At 68.8% G+C, this 16,504-nt stretch carries 14 protein-coding genes and 2 pseudogenes; 7 read left to right on the top strand and 9 right to left on the bottom strand.

The window, feature by feature from the left end; translation table 11 throughout:
- Positions 1-160: 160 nt before the first annotated feature.
- The 3 genes and pseudogenes from ACGFNK_RS20050 to ACGFNK_RS20060 form a co-directional block, all read left to right on the top strand.
- The gene (locus ACGFNK_RS20050) at positions 161-1,492 is read left to right on the top strand and encodes a hypothetical protein (RefSeq protein WP_393417580.1); all 1,332 of its coding nucleotides are present in this window, start codon (positions 161-163) and stop codon (positions 1,490-1,492) included.
- Positions 1,493-1,739: 247 nt separating this feature from the next.
- Positions 1,740-2,157 (top strand): annotated as a pseudogene (locus ACGFNK_RS20055) (alpha/beta hydrolase); the annotation flags it as partial.
- Between the two features lie 66 nt (positions 2,158-2,223).
- Positions 2,224-2,719 (top strand): annotated as a pseudogene (locus ACGFNK_RS20060) (Tn3 family transposase); the annotation flags it as partial.
- Between the two features lie 63 nt (positions 2,720-2,782).
- Here the strand turns inward: ACGFNK_RS20060 and ACGFNK_RS20065 are convergent.
- Positions 2,783-3,202, bottom strand: a complete 420-nt coding sequence (locus ACGFNK_RS20065) for a winged helix-turn-helix transcriptional regulator (protein WP_393417582.1) — start codon at positions 3,200-3,202, stop codon at positions 2,783-2,785.
- A 106-nt stretch (positions 3,203-3,308) separates the two neighbouring features.
- Here ACGFNK_RS20065 and ACGFNK_RS20070 point away from each other — a divergent pair, with 106 nt between their 5' ends.
- From ACGFNK_RS20070 to ACGFNK_RS20080, 3 genes are read left to right on the top strand one after another with little or no spacing between them, the layout of a single operon-like run.
- Positions 3,309-4,016, top strand: coding sequence for a DsbA family protein (locus ACGFNK_RS20070; RefSeq protein ID WP_393417584.1), 708 nt, complete (start codon positions 3,309-3,311; stop codon positions 4,014-4,016).
- A 43-nt stretch (positions 4,017-4,059) separates the two neighbouring features.
- Positions 4,060-4,704 (top strand): FMN-dependent NADH-azoreductase, encoded by a 645-nt coding sequence (locus tag ACGFNK_RS20075; protein ID WP_393417586.1) that lies wholly within the window; start codon positions 4,060-4,062, stop codon positions 4,702-4,704.
- Positions 4,705-4,717: 13 nt separating this feature from the next.
- Positions 4,718-5,146 (top strand): hypothetical protein, encoded by a 429-nt coding sequence (locus ACGFNK_RS20080; protein ID WP_393417588.1) that lies wholly within the window; start codon positions 4,718-4,720, stop codon positions 5,144-5,146.
- 110 nt (positions 5,147-5,256) lie between these two features.
- On the opposite strand, the gene ACGFNK_RS20085 is transcribed toward ACGFNK_RS20080, so the two are convergent.
- The 8 genes from ACGFNK_RS20085 to ACGFNK_RS20120 all read right to left on the bottom strand — a co-directional run bounded on the left by ACGFNK_RS20085 (position 5,257) and on the right by ACGFNK_RS20120 (position 15,322).
- A complete protein-coding gene (locus ACGFNK_RS20085) occupies positions 5,257-5,991 on the bottom strand; it encodes a GPP34 family phosphoprotein (RefSeq protein ID WP_393417590.1) in 735 nt (244 codons plus the stop codon).
- A gap of 79 nt (positions 5,992-6,070) precedes the next feature.
- Positions 6,071-8,479: a family 43 glycosylhydrolase gene (locus tag ACGFNK_RS20090; RefSeq protein ID WP_393417592.1), complete on the bottom strand. Its 2,409-nt coding sequence runs from the start codon at positions 8,477-8,479 to the stop codon at positions 6,071-6,073.
- Between the two features lie 45 nt (positions 8,480-8,524).
- Positions 8,525-10,003, bottom strand: coding sequence for a sulfatase-like hydrolase/transferase (locus ACGFNK_RS20095; protein ID WP_393417594.1), 1,479 nt, complete (start codon positions 10,001-10,003; stop codon positions 8,525-8,527).
- Complete coding sequence (locus tag ACGFNK_RS20100) at positions 10,000-10,980, bottom strand: aliphatic sulfonate ABC transporter substrate-binding protein (protein ID WP_393417596.1); 981 nt, start codon at positions 10,978-10,980, stop codon at positions 10,000-10,002. The genes ACGFNK_RS20095 and ACGFNK_RS20100 overlap by 4 nt, the downstream gene beginning before the upstream one ends.
- 51 nt (positions 10,981-11,031) lie before the next feature.
- Positions 11,032-11,811 (bottom strand): ABC transporter ATP-binding protein, encoded by a 780-nt coding sequence (locus tag ACGFNK_RS20105; protein WP_393417598.1) that lies wholly within the window; start codon positions 11,809-11,811, stop codon positions 11,032-11,034.
- Entirely contained in the window at positions 11,808-12,614 is an 807-nt protein-coding gene (locus ACGFNK_RS20110; protein ID WP_393417600.1) for an ABC transporter permease, read from the bottom strand. Before ACGFNK_RS20110 ends, ACGFNK_RS20105 begins: the two co-directional genes overlap by 4 nt.
- A gap of 13 nt (positions 12,615-12,627) precedes the next feature.
- Positions 12,628-13,830, bottom strand: coding sequence for an ROK family protein (locus ACGFNK_RS20115; RefSeq protein WP_393417602.1), 1,203 nt, complete (start codon positions 13,828-13,830; stop codon positions 12,628-12,630).
- Between the two features lie 694 nt (positions 13,831-14,524).
- Entirely contained in the window at positions 14,525-15,322 is a 798-nt protein-coding gene (locus tag ACGFNK_RS20120; protein ID WP_393417604.1) for a peptidoglycan-binding protein, read from the bottom strand.
- A gap of 147 nt (positions 15,323-15,469) precedes the next feature.
- Between ACGFNK_RS20120 and ACGFNK_RS20125 the strand changes: the two genes are divergently transcribed.
- Positions 15,470-16,492 (top strand): zinc-binding alcohol dehydrogenase family protein, encoded by a 1,023-nt coding sequence (locus ACGFNK_RS20125; RefSeq protein WP_393417698.1) that lies wholly within the window; start codon positions 15,470-15,472, stop codon positions 16,490-16,492.
- The last annotated feature ends 12 nt before the right edge of the window (positions 16,493-16,504 follow it).

Genomic DNA, 16,504 nt, shown 5'->3' on the forward strand with positions numbered 1-16,504 from the left:
ACCGCGCGGCTGGGCTGCAGTCCCCGCGCGGTCCGAATGGAGTTGGGCGCCGGTGCCGCGCAAGGCCACGGCCAGCCAGTGGCCGTCCGACCACACGCCATGAAGATCACGATGCAGTTCACAGCGCCACGAGCTTTGGCGCGGAAGAAAGGAAATTGTGATGGGGGAAAACTTCGGCATGGACTCGACCGGAGCCGCCAACCGCCATGGGTTATCCCGTAGGCAGATGCTCGGCGCGTCCGGGGTTGCCGGGCTGGCCGCGCTCGGCGCCACGGGCTGCCAGGACGACGTGTCCGGACCGAGTAAGGATGCCGGACAGAGCCAGGCTGCGGGAACGCACCAGAAGGCAGAGCTGAGCCGGAACGTAGCGCCGGGTCAAGGTGCCGTGCCGGGCGAGGACGCGGCTCGCGTGAGCGCACCGCCCCCCGTCGGGGTCCTCGGGGCCAACTTCAACGGCGACCCGGGCAAGCTGACATTCGAGCAGCTGGAGGATGTCGACGCCACTTGGCTGCGGGGGTTCTATCCCATGCGCGATGCCGATGGTGCCGATCAGGAGGAAATCGCCGGGAGCCCACAGATCGGAACGCTTCTGACTGCCGGTGATCGTGGATACGGCACTATCCTGTCGCTCAAATTCGAATACAAAGAGAATCCCATCCCGACTCCCGGCAGCGATGCCTGGAGGACCGCGTTCGAACGCCTGGAAAAGGTGCTGCAGGTCGTCATAAACAAGGTCGACATTTTGGTGATCGGAAACGAACCGTTCATCGAAAGCCCGGACGAGGACGGCAACGACCGCCTCAACGTCTTCTACGAGAAGCTCGCTCAACGCGTCATCGCCTACCGTGACGAGAACTCCGCGGACAGGACCAAGCTCTATATGGGGGCGCTCAACCACCTCGATGACGAGAAAAAGCGAACGCGTGCCAAGCGGCGCTGGATGCTCTTCGTGAAGGACACCACGGCCATCGAGGGAGTGGACATCCATCCGCACGTGGCGGAGCCGGACGGTGGCGAGGACTACGTCCACTTCGTACTCGATCGCATGCGCCCCGAGCAGAAGTTCCTGGCCACCGAGTTCTCCCTGGTCAACCTCTGGTTCGACCACCTGACGGACCCGGTCTCCGCCGAATTCGCAGCCGTATACGAAGAGGAGCGGGGGAAACAGGTGTGGGAGGTGCTCAAGGGAGCTACCGAAAAGCGCTTCACCCAGCAGAAGTGGAACGACTTCCTCGCCACGAGTCCCTGGTTCAAGAGCAACAACACCTATCTCCAGGACCAGGTCGAGAGGTTCCGCAGCACCGGTAGGCTCGCGGTGGCCACCTACGGGGTGATCCAGGACAAAGCTATGGCGACGGACTTCACCGCGAAGAAAAAGCCGTGGCTACTCAACAGCTTGTTCTGCCCGTATACCGTGGAGGACGGCAAGGACGGTCTGCCCGGACGGAATCACGCGTGGATCAGCCAGTTCCGTGCGCTGCAGAAGACCTGACGGACCGGGAGGCATGGGGAACCTCCGGCCGGACAGGACAGCCGGACGCAAGTGTGCTCTGACCTGACCATAAGTCAGGGCAGCAGCTGGTCAGCCGCCGGCCTGCCGGACCGGCGGCGGCCGCCTGCGGCCAAGTTGGCTACGACAGCATCCTCGGCGCGCATCGCGACGCCGAAGTGGTCGATGAGGCCGTTGACAGACGCGCAGCCGTTGACGAGGCCGGACGACTGCGCCCCGACGTAGCCGCTTCTACGCCGCTCTGTCCGCCGACACCATGCCCGCCACCGATGCCCCGGACCGCAATTCGCGAGCCGGGGCGGGACGCTGCGCGAACGGTTCCCCGCTGGTCCGCTGCCCGCCTGACTCAGCGAGGACGACCTCGACGTCTACGACGCGGAGTTCGAGCGGACGGGCATGAGCGGGGCCCTCGACCGCTACCGGAACATGGACCGGGAGGACCTCGCCGCATTCGACGACGTCCCCGTCACCCAGCCTTCCCTGTTCATCGGCGCGCTCTGAACGCCTCCACGACCTGGATGGCCAGCACCATCGAGGCGTACACCACCCTGCCGGGCCTGATCTCCTCGCACCTCCTCGACGGCTGCGGCCACTGCATCCAGCAGGAGCGCCCCGACGAGGTCAACCCCGGCCCCGGGGGGCAATGAAACAGCGGTTGGCGCTAAGGCCTGATCTTGCCGTCTAGCACAGTGTGCAATGGCTCTGCCGAGGTTCGGGGCGAGGGGCGGCCCACGCCCTTGGGGCAGGCGTTCGCCGAGTACGGGCGGATCGCCAAAACCCTGCACCTGCTGCGGGTCGTCGACCCGGTCGACACCTACCGCCGGCAGATGAACCGGCAGCTCACCGTCCAGGAGTCGCGCACAACTCGCCCGCGACATCTGCCACGGCAAGCGCGGCCAGATCATGCAGGCATACCGGACGGGACAAGAAGACCAGCTCGGCGCGCTCGGCCTGGTCCTGAATGCCGCCGTGCTCTGGACGACCCGCTACCTGGACGCCGCGGTCGACCACCTGCGGGCCCTGCCGCCCGAGGAGCGGGAGCACGACGTCCTGGACGAGGACGTGGCCCGCCTCTCCCCGCTCAAGCACGCCAACCTCAACTGCCTGAGCCGCTACAGCTTCGCCGCCCGCCCGCCGCGCGAGGGTCTGCGGCCCGTGCGCTACCCGGCAACCGTCCACCTTGACGAGGACGACGGCGACTCGGTGTAGCAGCGGGCGAGACGGCTCCGTCGCGCTTTCGGCCAGCCCCCCGAGTATCGGTGGCCGCCGCACTCAGGACCGGGACGCGGAGGCGGCGGCGGTGCCGGCACGGGAACGGTTGGCGCGGATCTCGTCGTGGTGGTCGGCCGCCCAACCGATCAGCTGCTTGACGATCTCGTTCAGGCCGCCGCCGAGCGGGGCGAGCGCGTACTCGACGCGCGGTGGCACCTCGGCGTAGGCGGTACGGCTGATCAACCCGTCCTCTGTGAGCTGGCGAAGGGTGTGGGTCAGCATGCGCTGGGAGATGCCCGGGATCTGGCGCTGCAAGTCGGTGTAGCGCGTCGGGCCGCCCTCCAAGACGGCGATGATCAACATGCTCCACTTGTCGCCCACCCGGTCGAGCACCTGGCGGATGAAGTCCATGTGATCGGCGGGGATGCTCGCGCACGGCCCGACCGCAGCCGCCATCCCGATATCCGCGCTGTCCTGCATAGCGCCCGTTCCTCTCCGTCGCGCACACCGATGTGCCTTTTGTATCGCCTTCCATACTGGCTCATCATGGCGTTACGAACAAAGAGTAGGAATTGGAGGTCAGGCCATGAAGGTAGAGATCTGGTCTGAGATCGCCTGCCCCTGGTGCGGCCTGGGCAGCCATCGGTTGGATCGGGCCGTGGAGCGATTCGAGCACAGCGGCCACGTAGAGGTGGTCCACCGCTCGTTCCCTCTGGGCAGTGGCCTCCCCGAGGACCGCACGCTCAGCGTCCGCGAATTAGTGCTGGCCAAGTACGGCGTCATCCCCGGGCAGGCCGGCGTACCAGATATCGAAGGCATGGCCGCCGCCGAGGGCCTGGCCCCCTACCGGGTCCTGGACAACCGAGTCGGGAACACCGACCTGGCCCACGAGTTCCTGGCTCACGCCTCCACCGAAGGCAAGAACGGCGAAGCCTGGAACATGATCTTCCGCGCCTACTTCGGCAAGGCCGAGTCGATCTTCACGCTCGACGACCTGCTTGGGTTCTCCGACAAGCTCGGCCTGGACCGCGAACAGACTCGCCAGGTGCTCGCCGACCGGCGCTACCGCCGTCAGGTACAGGAAGACGCACACCAGGCGCAGCAGCTCGGGGCAACCGGCGCCCCCTTCACCGTCATCGACGGCCGGTACGCCGTGCCGGGTGCTCAGGGCAGCGACGCCCTGCTCGGGCTGCTACGGACCGCGTGGAACGAGACCCACCCGGTCACCGTGGCACCCGCCGGCGACGCGCCGGCCTGCGGCCCCGACGGCTGCGCCGTCCTCACCCGCCCCTGAACCACCGCACCATCACACACATCAGCTTTCGAAAGGCTCCACCATGTCGTACCTGCTGCACATCGACTCCTCCTCGCTCGACGAGGCGTCCGTCTCCCGTCAGGTCGCCCAGTCCTTCCGTGACGCCTGGCAGGGCGAGGTCGTCCACCACGATCTGGCTGCCGCTCCCGTGCCGCACCTGAGCGCCGCGGGCATCACCGCCCGCGTCACCGACCCGGCCCAGCACACCCCGGAGCAGGCATCGGCCGCCGCCCTTCAGGACGAACTCATCAAAGAGTTCCTCGGCGCAGGCGCCTACCTTTTCACCGTGCCGATGTACAACCTCACGATGCCCTCGGTGTTCAAGGCGTGGCTGGATCAGCTCATCGTCTTCGACCGGACCGTGATCCACGGCGGCCCCTCGCCCGCCGCCGGTCGCCCGGCCGTGCTGATCTCCGCCCGCGGTGGCGCCTACGGCCCCGGCGCGCCCCGGGAGGGTCTGGACTACGTTGTCCCCCCTCTGGAGGCCATACTCGGCCGGGACGAGCTGCTCGGCCTGGACCTCACCACGGTGACACCGGAGCTGACCGCGGCCCCGCACACTCCCGCCCTCGCCTCGCTCCTGCCCAAGCACGAGGCGTCCATGGCGAACGCCCACGATCAGGCGCGCCGCCTGGCCACCGCCATCGGCACCCCGCTTGCCGCCTGATCTTTCTCACCAGGTGGTCCCTACGACTGACCTGCTCGTTCTCGGGGGCAGCGGCCGCACCGGAACCCACGTACGCAAGCACGGCGGCCGGCCACCCGTCATTACCGACGACATGCTGCACACCGTGCTGCGTCGCCGGGCGAACGGCGAGTCGGTCGAGCAGATCCAGCCCGACCTGATCATCCCGAGCGGCAAGCGCAAGGGCCAGGCCACCAGCGTCGCGAGCATCTACCGCGCGCTTGCCGCGCACGAGAAGCAAGAGGCGTACCCCGAAGCCATCGCTCAGGCGCACGCCGACTTCGCCGACCTTCAGGACGTCGATGACATCCCCCGCCCTCGCCGAGACCGCATCCGGCGGCCGGACGATCCGCTCACCCCGGAGGAAGCCGACCTCCGGCAGCGCCTCCACGACCAGACCCAGCAGCCCACAGAGGCCGAATAGCCAGCAAGATCAGCCCTTAGCGCCAACCGCTGTTCCATTGTTCCCCGGGGCCGAACCAGATTCTGCCAGACAAGCGGCCGGCGCTCCGCCGTTCATGCCGAAGCGGTCCGTCAGACTCGGGGGCGGCCGTACCGCGCGTCGTTGTCACGCGTCGGCACCAGTGCGGCGAGCGCTGAACTGGTGTCCCGCAGCTCTTCGGGGACGGACTCCACCGCGCCGACACCACGACCGCGGTCCAGCCTCCGGCGCAGGCTCATGGGGGCACCCAAGTCCTTGCTCAACCCGACGGCCTCCACAAGGTCGCACAGGAACAGCATGTGTTCGTCGAGTCGGCGATGCTCGCTTCCGGCGGCGCGGACCTCCGCAATGAGCGCGTCGCGCAACGCACGGTCGGGGCAGTGGCGTTGGCTCGCGGGGAATCGGCTGAGGCCGGTGCGCTCGCCGGGCTCTGGGCGCAGTACGCCACGCTCGGCGAGCGCGGCCCGGTGCAGCGAGAACGCCTGATGGTGCCGCCGGAACCACCAGTGGAGGCGGACGCGGCCGTGTTCGGAAGCGGAACAGTGCTGCTGCAGCTCGGCCAGCAACGCGTCGGCCCAGACGAGGCCGGTAGGGCCGGTGTCGAGCAGCTCGATCTCGACGCCGTGCAGGCGGTAGACGTCGAAGCCCAGCATCTTGGATTTCCGGGAACGGACCAGCAGCTTGCGGCGCAGCGCGAGTTCGCCCAGTTCGGCCGCCGCGCATCCGATCACCGCCCGAGCGGAACCGTGCACCTTGCAAGAAGCCAGGTGTGAGAGCAGGACGAACTCCTCGGGCAGGGACAGGTGCTGCCGCGAACGCACAGACATGTGACTCATCTTCCTCGCTGTTGTGCGGACGGGTACGTTGCCGGGCCTCCCCCCTTATGGAAGGCGGGCCGGGCAACTATCAGTTGCGGTACGTGCGCAGGTAGTCGAACTGGGCGACTGCTCCCGCCGTGTTCAGTGAGACCAGGCCGATCTTGAGTCCTCCCTTCACCGGCAGGGTCCACACACCGGAGTTGACCCAGTGCTTGCCGTCCCGGCTGGTCGAGGCGCGTACCTCGTTCTCGTCGTGCGCCCGGTCGGCGTGGTAGGAGAGCCGCAGCCACATGGTGTCAGCGGTCGGTCCGCCGAATGTCTCGCCGTACGCCACCGAGGTCGGTGGCGTGGTGGTCGGACGCTCGCCCTCCTTGGCGAACTCACTGTCCAGCAGAAGAAGGCCGTCGCCCCGCTCCAACGGCAGTGCCGAGCGGGTCAGCGTGAAGTATCGGTCGTCGTTCTCGTACAGCACGAGGCCCGCCTTCTGGTTTGCCTGTCCCGGGGTGAAGTGGAGTTTCGTCTCCACGGTGTAGTCGCCCTCAGGAGCGTCACGTGTCAGCACCGATGCCGTATTGGTACCGAGGTTCAGCTCGGTGTTCTGTGTCGGCCAGGACAGGGCACCGCCGGTCATGGTGGTTCCGGAGGCCGGGCCGCGCACCCACTTCCAGGGCGAGGCCGGGTCCGTGCCCGGCACGGTGGCGCCGTTGAACTCGTCGCTGTAGTCCGTCAGTTGTGCACCCGGCTCGAGTTCGGGGACTCGGATGGTCTGTGGGGTGTGGAGCTTGGCCGCGCCCACGTTGTCCGCGGCGGTGCCCGCGCCGCGTGCGGCGGTGCCGATCTCGCCGGACCGCGACGCCTCGGCGGGCAGGCGTCGATGCTGTGTGGCGACCGCGTCGCGCAGGCGGTCCTCGCTGACTTCGACGGTCATACGGGTGCCGCGCACCTCTGCCGTGACGTTGTGCCAGGACTCCCACTGGAATCCGGACGGCAACGCGGTCACCTGCTCGCCACGGCTCGTACCGTCCGTCATGACCTCGGTGACCAGGGCGTTGCGGCTCCGGTCCAGCCAGGCGGTGACGTGGTTGTCGCGGTTCCGGTAGCCGAAGGTCAGCCCGGCCGCGCCGCCGGCCGAGGTCACCTTGAGGTCCGCCTCCGCGCGCAGGCGGGCGGGGGCCTTCTTGCCGGCGAGCAGATAAGCCGGGTCGGCGCCGTCGCCGGTGTGGGTCACGTACTGACGCGTGTCCGGGTCGTCGGCGAGCGACCAGTTGTCCGTACCGGCACCTTCGGCGTGCCAGCCGGAAAGGGAGCCGTCGTTGAACGTGCTGCCCGCATCCCAGGACGTCACCGGCGCGGGCTGACGGTCCTCGGAGGCCCCGGCTCCGGCCCGTACCACGGGCCAGCCGTCGATCCAGTCCAGCCGGTCGATCATCATGGGGCGCTTGGACAGCTGCTTCCGGTTGATGTCGGGCGTGGGGCTGAGATCCGGGTCGTCCGCGGCGATTCCGTGATAGACGAGCCAGTCCTGTCCCGCCAGGTCGGTCTGCAGCGAGTTGTGGCCCGGGCCGATCCAGCGATTGCCGTTCGCGCCGACGACGCCGCCGCCCTTACTGGTGGCCGCCATCAGGTCGACGCCCTCGTCATCCAGATAAGGCCCGGTCGGGCTGGTCGCACGGCCGACCTTGGCCTGGTAGCCGCTGTACGACCCCTGGCAGCAGCCAGCGTCGGAGTAGAACAGGTAGTAGTGCTCGCCGCGCCGGACGACGTACGCACCCTCCATCCGGCGTCCCTGGGCGACCTGGGTGACCTCACCCTCGATCCGCGTGCTGTCCGCGTTCATCCTGGCTGCACACAGGACGTCGTAACTCCCCCAGTACATATACGACTGGCCGCCGTTGTCGGTGAACTGCGCCGGGTCGATGTTGCCCGTGGGGCAGCCGCTCGACGCCTTCATGACGGGCCCCTGGTCGGTCCACGAGCCTGTGGGCGTGGGTGCGGTCGCGACTCCGATGGTGTTCCGGTCCGGCACCGAGTAGTAGAGGTAGTAGCGGCCGTCGATATAGCGGACGTCCGGTGCCCACAGCCGCGAACCGCCGTGCCAGTCGGGCTGGGTCGCCGGTGTGAAGACCTCCCCCGCGTACTCCCAGCGCACCATGTCGGCCGACCGCAGGATCGGCACGATCCGTTCGCCCTTCTCACCCTTGCTCTGGAACACGGGGTTCTGGGTGCCGTACGCGTACCAGAGCCCGTCCTTCCCGCGGATGGTCACCGGGTCGGGGAAGGTGTCGACCACGCCTTCGGTCACCGGGTTCGTGTACGTCCTGCGCTGCTCGTACGTCCCGCTGTGCTCGGTCCGGGTCGGTTCACCAGGGGCGGGCGGCTCCTGGGCTGTCGCGCCCTGGGGCTGCAGCAGCAGCGCGGCGACGAGGCCCAGGACCAGGGCAGCGATGCGGGGCAGGGCCCAGGGATGCCCGGCTCTCGCTGTGGATGGCTCACGCATGGCGACTCCTTGGGCTTGCTCCGTCAGGTCCGGGCGGAGGGCGAGTCAGGCGGTGCCTTCCAGCTCGAAGGAACTCAGGCTGGGGTCGTGGTCGGAGGCACCGACGTCGTACATCGGTGTCATCCAGTGGTAGAAGTTGTCGCCCCGCTCGCGGAGCAGGTCGTAGAGCCGGCGCAGCATGCGGCGGCGTACGGGCTCGAACTCGGGGTGCGTATACCGGTTGTCGAGCTCGCTGGGGTCCTGGAACAGGTCGTAGAGCTCGTTGACCGACTCGGGGTTGACGACGAGCTTGTAGCGCTCGTCGCGGAGCATCCGCTGCGGGTAGGGGAAGTGGTGGCCGTGGAACTCGGCGACCAGGTCGGTGGCCCAGTCAGGGTGTTCGCCACGCACCAGTGGTACGAGGCTTCGGCTGTCCACGGCGGGCGTGGGGTCGCAGCCGGCGAGGTCCAGGATGGTCGCCGTGCAGTCGGTGAGCGTGACCAGCTCGGGTCTGACCTGCGGGGCGGCCCCGGGGATGCGCACGATGCCGGGGATGCGGTAGATGTCCTCGTACATGGCCGGGCCTTTGTCGTGCAGCCGGTGGGCGCCGGTGAACTCGCCGTGGTCGGCGGTGAAGAAGGCCGCGGTCTCGTCGGTCAGGCCGAGTTCGTCGAGCCGGTTCAGGATGCGGCCGATCTGCTCGTCGATCAGCGTGACGTAGCCCCAGTAGACGGCGATCAGTTTGCGGGTGATCTCGATCGGGATGGTGTCGAACGTCCAGTGCTTGCTGTAGTTGCGCTGCACGGGCGGCTTGCCCTCGAAGGTCTCGGCGATCGACTCCGGCAGTTCCACGTGGTCCGGGTCATAGCGGTCGAAGTACGCGTCGGGCAGCAGGTAAGGCAGGTGGGGCCCGAAGAAGTGGGTGGCCAGGAAGAACGGGCGGCCGTCAGCGGCGTAGTCGGCGGCGTACTGGTCGAGCTGTTCGATGGCGCGGGTGGCGAGGTAGTACTCGAAGGTCGCCTCGACCGGCTGGTGCAGCCGTGCGGCGAGCAGGTTACCCGGGTTGCCGTTGGGCGTGGTGCCGCGCACGTGCTCGGATATCCGGAACGGCGGCAGCCCCCGTTCCTCCAGGTAGGCCAGGTAGTCGGGGTGGTCGACAGGGTTGTGCCAGCCGGGCAGGTCCGGCCCGTCGAATCCGTACGAGGCGGCGTTGCGGTGCGTGCCCCCGTGCCACTTGCCGATCAGGCCCAGCTGGTAGCCCCGCTCCCGCAGCGCGCCCGCGAAGGTGAACGCGTCTTCGCGCAGGTCCTCCAGATAGCCCACATTTCGCTCGTAGTTGGCCAGCAGCCGGTGGCGGAACGGCGCCTGCCCGGTGAGCAAACTGGCCCGGGCCGGGGTGCAGATGGCGGTGGGCGTGTAGCACCGGTCGAAGCGCGTGCCGTCGGCCGCCAGCCGGTCGAGGTTGGGGGTGGCCACGTGCGGGTTGCCGTAACAGCCCAGCGTGTCGACGCGGTGCTGGTCGGTCATCAGGAACAGCAGGTTCACTTCGCGTAGGCCTTCGTGTAGAGGTCACCGGTGTAGTAGCTGGACGGGTCCGGGGCCGATTCGAGCTGGCCGTTGCGGACGAAGAAGTCGCCCAGGACGTTCAGCCACTTGTCGACGGTGCCGTCTTTGGTCTTGGCGACCAGATCGGCGGTCGGCAGTGTCTCCACATTCGCGGCGTCGGCCTTGACCTTGCTCTCGTCGAGTTCGAGCATCCTGGCGGACTCGGTGATGGCCTCCCGGGGATGCCGGGCCCGCCAGTCGTTGGCCTTCTGGAGCACCTTGATCACCTTGCTGGTGAGTTCGGGCTTCACCTTGTTGCCCGCGACGAAGGCGGTGGGAAACGAGCTGTCCGTTTCCCGGGTGCTGGCCACCTCCTCGAGGTCGGGCACCTTCGCCTTGATGGTGTCGATCAGCGGGTACCAGATGCCCGCACCGTCGATCCGCCCAGAGGAGAACGCAGAGACGATCGTGGCCGGAGCCATCGGCACCTTCTGTACGTCCTTGGCGGTCATCCCCGCCTTCTCCAGCGCCAGGTTGAGCGCCATGTCGCCGGACGTGCCCTCGGGGACGCCGACCTTCTTCCCTTTGAGGTCCTTCATCGAGGTGATGCCGGGCTGGGCGATGACCCGGTCGGCGTACGCGAGCGTGTTGACCGCGACGACCTTGGCCTTGCCGGAGGCGGGCAGCCACATGGCGCCGGGGCCGATGTAGCCGAAGTCGAGGTTGCCGGCGCGGAGTGCCTGGACCTGGATCGGCCCGTCGTTGAAGGCCTTGACCTTCGCGGTGAGGCCCACCTCCTTCCACAGGCCGAGCTTCTTGGCGATGGCCAGCAGGCTCACACCGTTGTAGTCGCCGATGTAACCGAAGTCGACCGTGGAGTCGTTGGCGGTGTCCTCGGAGCAGGCACTCACGGAGAGTGCCAACATGGACACGGTCGAGGCGGCCGCGAGGGCACGCCGAATAGTGCTGCTGCGCATGGCGGGGCAGTCCTCTCGGGAGGAACCGAAAGCTCGGCAGAAAAAGGGCGGTCAGGCAGGGGATGCGGCCTGGGGCTGGTGGTAGACGGAGTGCCAGACCTCGTTCCGGATCTGCCGGAACTCCGCGGAGAGCCGGATCTCCTCGGTACGGGGATAGGGCAGGTCCACATCCAGGACCCGGTGGATACGGCCGGGCCTGGCCGCCATCACGACCACCCGGCCGGCCAAGTAGACGGCCTCGTCGACATCGTGCGTGATGAACAAGACCGTGCGCTGATCCTGCCGCCAGGTGTCGAGGAGCTGGTCCTGCAGTTGCACCCGGGACAGCGCGTCGAGCGCTCCGAACGGCTCGTCCATCAGCAGCACTTGCGGGTTCACCGCGTACGCGCGGGCGATCGCGCACCGCTGTTTCATGCCGCCGGACAGCGTCTTGGGCAGCGCGTCGGCGAAGTCGCCGAGCCCGACCAGGTCGATGGCGTGGTCGGCGCGCCGCTTGCGCTCCGCGGCGGGCAGCCCGGCAAGCTTCAGGCCGAACTCCACGTTGTGACGTACCGTCAGCCAGGGGAACAGCGCGTACTGCTGGAAGATCACGCCGCGGTCCGGCCCCGGACCGCTGACCGGCGCACCGTCCACCAGGACCTGGCCCGCCGTGGGCGCGACCAGTCCCGCCGCCATGCCCATCAGGGTGCTCTTGCCACAGCCGGACGGGCCGACGACCGTGACGAACTCCCGGTCGGCGATGTCCAGCGACACGTGGTCGAGGGCGACGAAGGTGGTGTCCTTCATCGGGAACGTCTTGGCCACGTCCTCAAAGGAGATCTTGGTGGTCATCGGCGCTCCTGCCAACCGGTGAGCCGTCGTTCGGCGAGCAGCAGCAGCCGGTCCATGGCCAGGCCGAGCACGCCGATGGTGATCAGCGCCACGAAGATCGTGGGGATTTCGTACCAGGTCGAGGCCTTCTGCATACGAAAGCCCAACCCTTCCTGCGCGCCGATCAGTTCGGCCGCCACCACGGTCGCCCAGGACGCGCCGAGCCCGATCCGCATCCCGACCAGGATGAACGGAGTGGACGCCGGGATGACGATCTTGACGAAGATGGTCCGGTCCGACGCGCCGAGCACCCGCGCGGCGTTGATGAGTGTCCGGTCCACGTCGACGACGCCCTGGTAGGCGGCCACCACACAGGACATGAACGCCGCCAGAAAGATCACGAAGATCTTCGGGGTTTCCCCGATTCCCATCAGCACGATCGCCAGCGGAATGAGGGCCAGCGGCGGGATCGTACGGAAGAACTGGACGAAGGGCTCGATGAGCCCCCGGGCCAAGGGGTACCAGCCCATGAGGAAGCCGATCGGGACGGCCACCACGGTGCCCATCGCGAAGCCCAGGAAGACCCGGCGCAGGCTCGCTAACGTGTCATCGAGGAGCGAGCCGTCAGCGATCATCTCGCCGGACCGCTCCGCCACGTTGACCGGTCCGGCAAGGTTCTCCACCCCGAGGGACGCCAGCGCCCAAACGGTCAGGCCGATCGCGAGCGCCACCAGGTTGAGGACCAGCGGCCGGCCGGCTCGCCGGGGGACGCGCCGCTCAACCGTCGGCGCGGGCTTCTCATCAGGTGTGGTGATCACGGCCATGGGTTCACCTGGTTCATCGGTCCTCCTCGGGATCCAGTTGCGCCGGATAGCGGGAAAGCACGGAGAATTCGCGCAGCACCAGCCTGATGCCGCCGAGGGCGCCGCCGACCTCGCCGAGCGTCGCCTGCCGCAGGTCGAGCCGGTGCCGCGAGAGCGGCAGGATGTGCGCGCTCAGCGCCTCCTCGACCGGTCCGGTGAGAGCGGCACCGGCCGCGGCCAGTTCACCGCCGATCACGATCACGCCGGGCCCGACCACATTGCACACCGTTGCGAGCACCATGCCGACCTGGGAGGCCGCCGCGCGCAGCACGTCCCGCGCCGCCCGGTCGCCGGAATCGACCGCCGCCACCAGTGTGGAGATGTCGTCGGCGCGCCCGCCCGAGGCGCGGTAGGAGTCGAGCACGGCGCCCACCGAGGCCACGGTCTCCAGGCAGCCGACACCGCCGCACTCGCAGCGCGCCCCAGCTGCGTCGACCGTGATGTGCCCGAACTCGCCGGACAGCCCGTATGCGCCGCGGTGCAGCGAGCCGCCCACCACTAGGCCGCCGCCGACACCGTGCGACAGCCGGAGATAGACCACGTCCTCATCACCGGCCGCCGCACCCCACACCGACTCGGCAAGCGCGGCGAGCCTGGTGTTGTTGTCCAGCAGCACCGGCACTCCGAAACGCTTGTGCAGCAGTTCCGGCAGGCCGTCGATGTCGCGGGAGTACGCGGCCTCGCCGCCCGGGTCGGCGAGGGGTCCGACGACGCCCACGCCGATGGCGCTGAGCGCACCGAACTCCAGCGCTCCGCCCGTCAGCGAGCCCACCAGACGCGCCGCGAGATCGGTCCGTTCCCCCCAGGACAGGTCCGCGGCGTGTGGCTCGCTCGCGGAACCGACGATCTCGTGCGCGACGTTGGCGGCGGCCACGTGCACCGCGCGTCGCGCGAAGTCGATGCCGATCGCCTGCCCGGCCTCGGGATTGAGGGTCAGCGTCTCCACCGGCCGGCCCCGTTTGCGCGGGGCCGCGTCGGAGGCGGCCGCGACCACGGCACCGCTGGCCAGCAGCCCGGCGACGATGTCGTAGAGCGTTGTGCGGGACAGCCCGCTGTGCGCGCCGAGTTCACCTCGGCTCAGCCGGCCGTGCTTGCGCAACAGGTCGAGCACCAACTCTTCGTGTCCCCGCCGCAGCCGAGTCAGGGGACCGTCGTGAGACTGCATGCCGGACAGCATGCTGACCCTTCACCTTTTTCGTCAATGACCCGGAAAAAATAATTCAGGCTCCCGGCCGATCCCCGTGTTCTCTCCGCCGGTGAGCCCAACTGGACGCCCGCACAAGGGGATCGACTCGGAGGACACCTGAACCGACGTGGCCGTCCGCCTGCCACGACATCACCGGCGACACCGAGACCGTGCACCCAGACCGCGTCAACGAGGCCCTGGACCGCCTTCGCCGCAACGACGTGCGCTATCGGTTCGTACGGGACATGAACGCCCCTCGGGCAGCCTGAGCCGCCGAACCTCTGTAGTGAGGCGGGCGGTCTGCCACTGGCCGGCTCCGTCCACTGGCTGCCTGGAGCAGTGCTGTCCCCATGCAGCCGGATCGCGATCGGGGCAGCAATGGGTTCGTTAATGCGTTCGTTGAGGACCGCCAGTCGCTCCATGCGACCCGTATGCCCTTGGTCAATGCCGGGCGGCTGCATCTGCTGCTGACCTGCGGCCGCGCGGTAGACCACAGCGAACGTGCGGCTGAGGTAGGTGCGATCTTACGGCTCACGGTGAGCCTCTACTGACGCCCGTGTGGCCGGTGAAGCCGACGGTCAAGAGCCAGTGGCCCCAGCGATGCCTGTGGTGGACCTGGTCGACCACAAACCACCAGCCTGCGGCCCGGACTGCGCGCGGCAGCGCCGTCAGGACACTCTCAGTACTAGGAGGCAGTGCGGGACTCGAGGTCGCGGCGGGTGTCGTTGCCGTAGACACCCGTCTCGTCACCCCGGATGCCGTACCAGAGCTGGAATCGCGCAACGGCCTCGGTGAGTGTGGCGTCGTACTCGCCGCTGGTCGCGCCGTCCCGGTACACGTCCGGGATCTTCAGCAGCCGTTCCTGGAGCTCGCTCACCTCGGGGCCGCTGTCGCCCTGGCGGAGTGTGCCGGGGCCGTCCGGGTCGGCCGCCGCCGGCGGGGCGGCGGGCGCGGATGCGGAGGGGGCGGGGGCGGGGGGTTTGGCCTGCGACTCGGCTGCCCCCCTGTCCCAGGTGAGCAGCAGCGCGGCGGCGAAGCCCGCCAGGGCGATCGCCACCGCGGCGACGGCAAGCGCCGCACGACGCATCCAGGGCGTACGTCCGTACGCCACCCGGGGTTCGGGCGGGCCCGAGCGCTCCTCGCCCGTGACGGGCGGCAGTTCCTGGGTGTCGTCCTCGGTCGTCCACGGAAGCGCGTTGGCCCCGGGCGTCCAGGCAGGTGGGGTGGCCTCGGCCTCCAGGGGAGGCGGCGTGGCTTCAGCCGCCGAAGGAGGCGCGGTGGTCTCGGCCGCCGAAGGAGGCGGGGTGGTCTCGGCCGCCGGTGCCGCGACGGCTTGGTACTCCTTGTTCCGCCGCTCGCGCTCCACAGCGTCGACCAGCCGCACGAGTTCCGACAGGGCCCCTGGCGTGCGGCGCCGCTGGACGTTGGTGGGCTCGAGCGCCGGGCGGCTCGGCTGCGGTTCGGGGTCGTACGGTATCGACACGCTGCTCTCCTACCGGTCGTACTGGGGATTGATACGCGTCACCGCGCCCGGAGGTTCAACGCCCGTGACATGGCGTCGCATTCAGTCCTCGGCGGCGATGGGGGCGCCGGGTGGCTCCATCGGCGGGAACATGTCGACATGACGACGATGCATGCCTGGGTGGTGGCCGAGCCGCGGCCTGTCGAGCGGGAGCCTTTGCGGTTCGTCGAGAAGCCGGTTCCCGCGCCGGGGCCGGATGAACTGCTCGTCCATGTGAGCGTCTGTGGCGTCTGCCGTACTGATCTCCATGTCAGCGAGGGCGATCTGCCGGTGCGCCGGCCACGGGTGACGCCCGGGCACGAGGTGGTGGGGCGGGTGGCGGGGATGGGTGAGGCGGTGACCGGATACGCGGTCGGGGACCGGGTCGGGGTGGCCTGGCTGCGTCGCACCGACGGCAGTTGTGGGTATTGCGCGCGGGGGAACGAGAACCTGTGCCCGGACTCCGTCTACACCGGCTGGGACGCCGACGGCGGCTACGCGGAGTACACCACCGTGCCGGCCGCCTTCGCCTACCGGCTGCCCGGCGACCTCGACGATGTCGCCCTGGCCCCGCTGATGTGCGCGGGCATCATCGGCTACCGAGCGCTGCGCCGCGCCGCGCTGCCCGACGGCGGGCGCCTCGGTCTGTACGGCTTCGGCGGAAGCGCCCACCTGTGCGCGCAGGTGGCGATCGCACAGGGTGCCATCGTCCACGTACGGACTCGTGATGTGGCCGCCCAGCGTCTCGCTCTCGCCCTGGGCGCGGCCTCGGCGGCCGGTACGTACGATCCGCCGCCCGAGCCGCTGGACAGCGCGATCCTGTTCGCCCCGGTCGGCTCCCTGGTTCCCGTCGCCCTACGGGCCCTCGACCGCGGCGGCATCCTCTCGATCGCGGGAATCCACCTCAGCGAGGTCCCGCCGCTCGACTATGAGCGGGAGCTGTTCTACGAGAGGGAGGTACGCAGCGTCACCTCCAACACCCGTGAGGACGGCAGGGAGTTCCTCACGCTGGCGGCCCGCTTCGGCGTACGCGCCACCACCCACACGTACCCCCTGTCCCAGGCCCAACAGGCCCTGAAGGATCTGAAGGCGGGCCGCTTCGACGGTGCGGCGGTGCTGGTCAACGACAGCGGACCCGGAACGCGGGGCTGACTTCCTGGGGCG

It is taken from the genome of Streptomyces sp. NPDC048825 (genome assembly GCF_043198355.1).
Lineage (GTDB): Bacteria > Actinomycetota > Actinomycetes > Streptomycetales > Streptomycetaceae > Streptomyces > Streptomyces xiangluensis.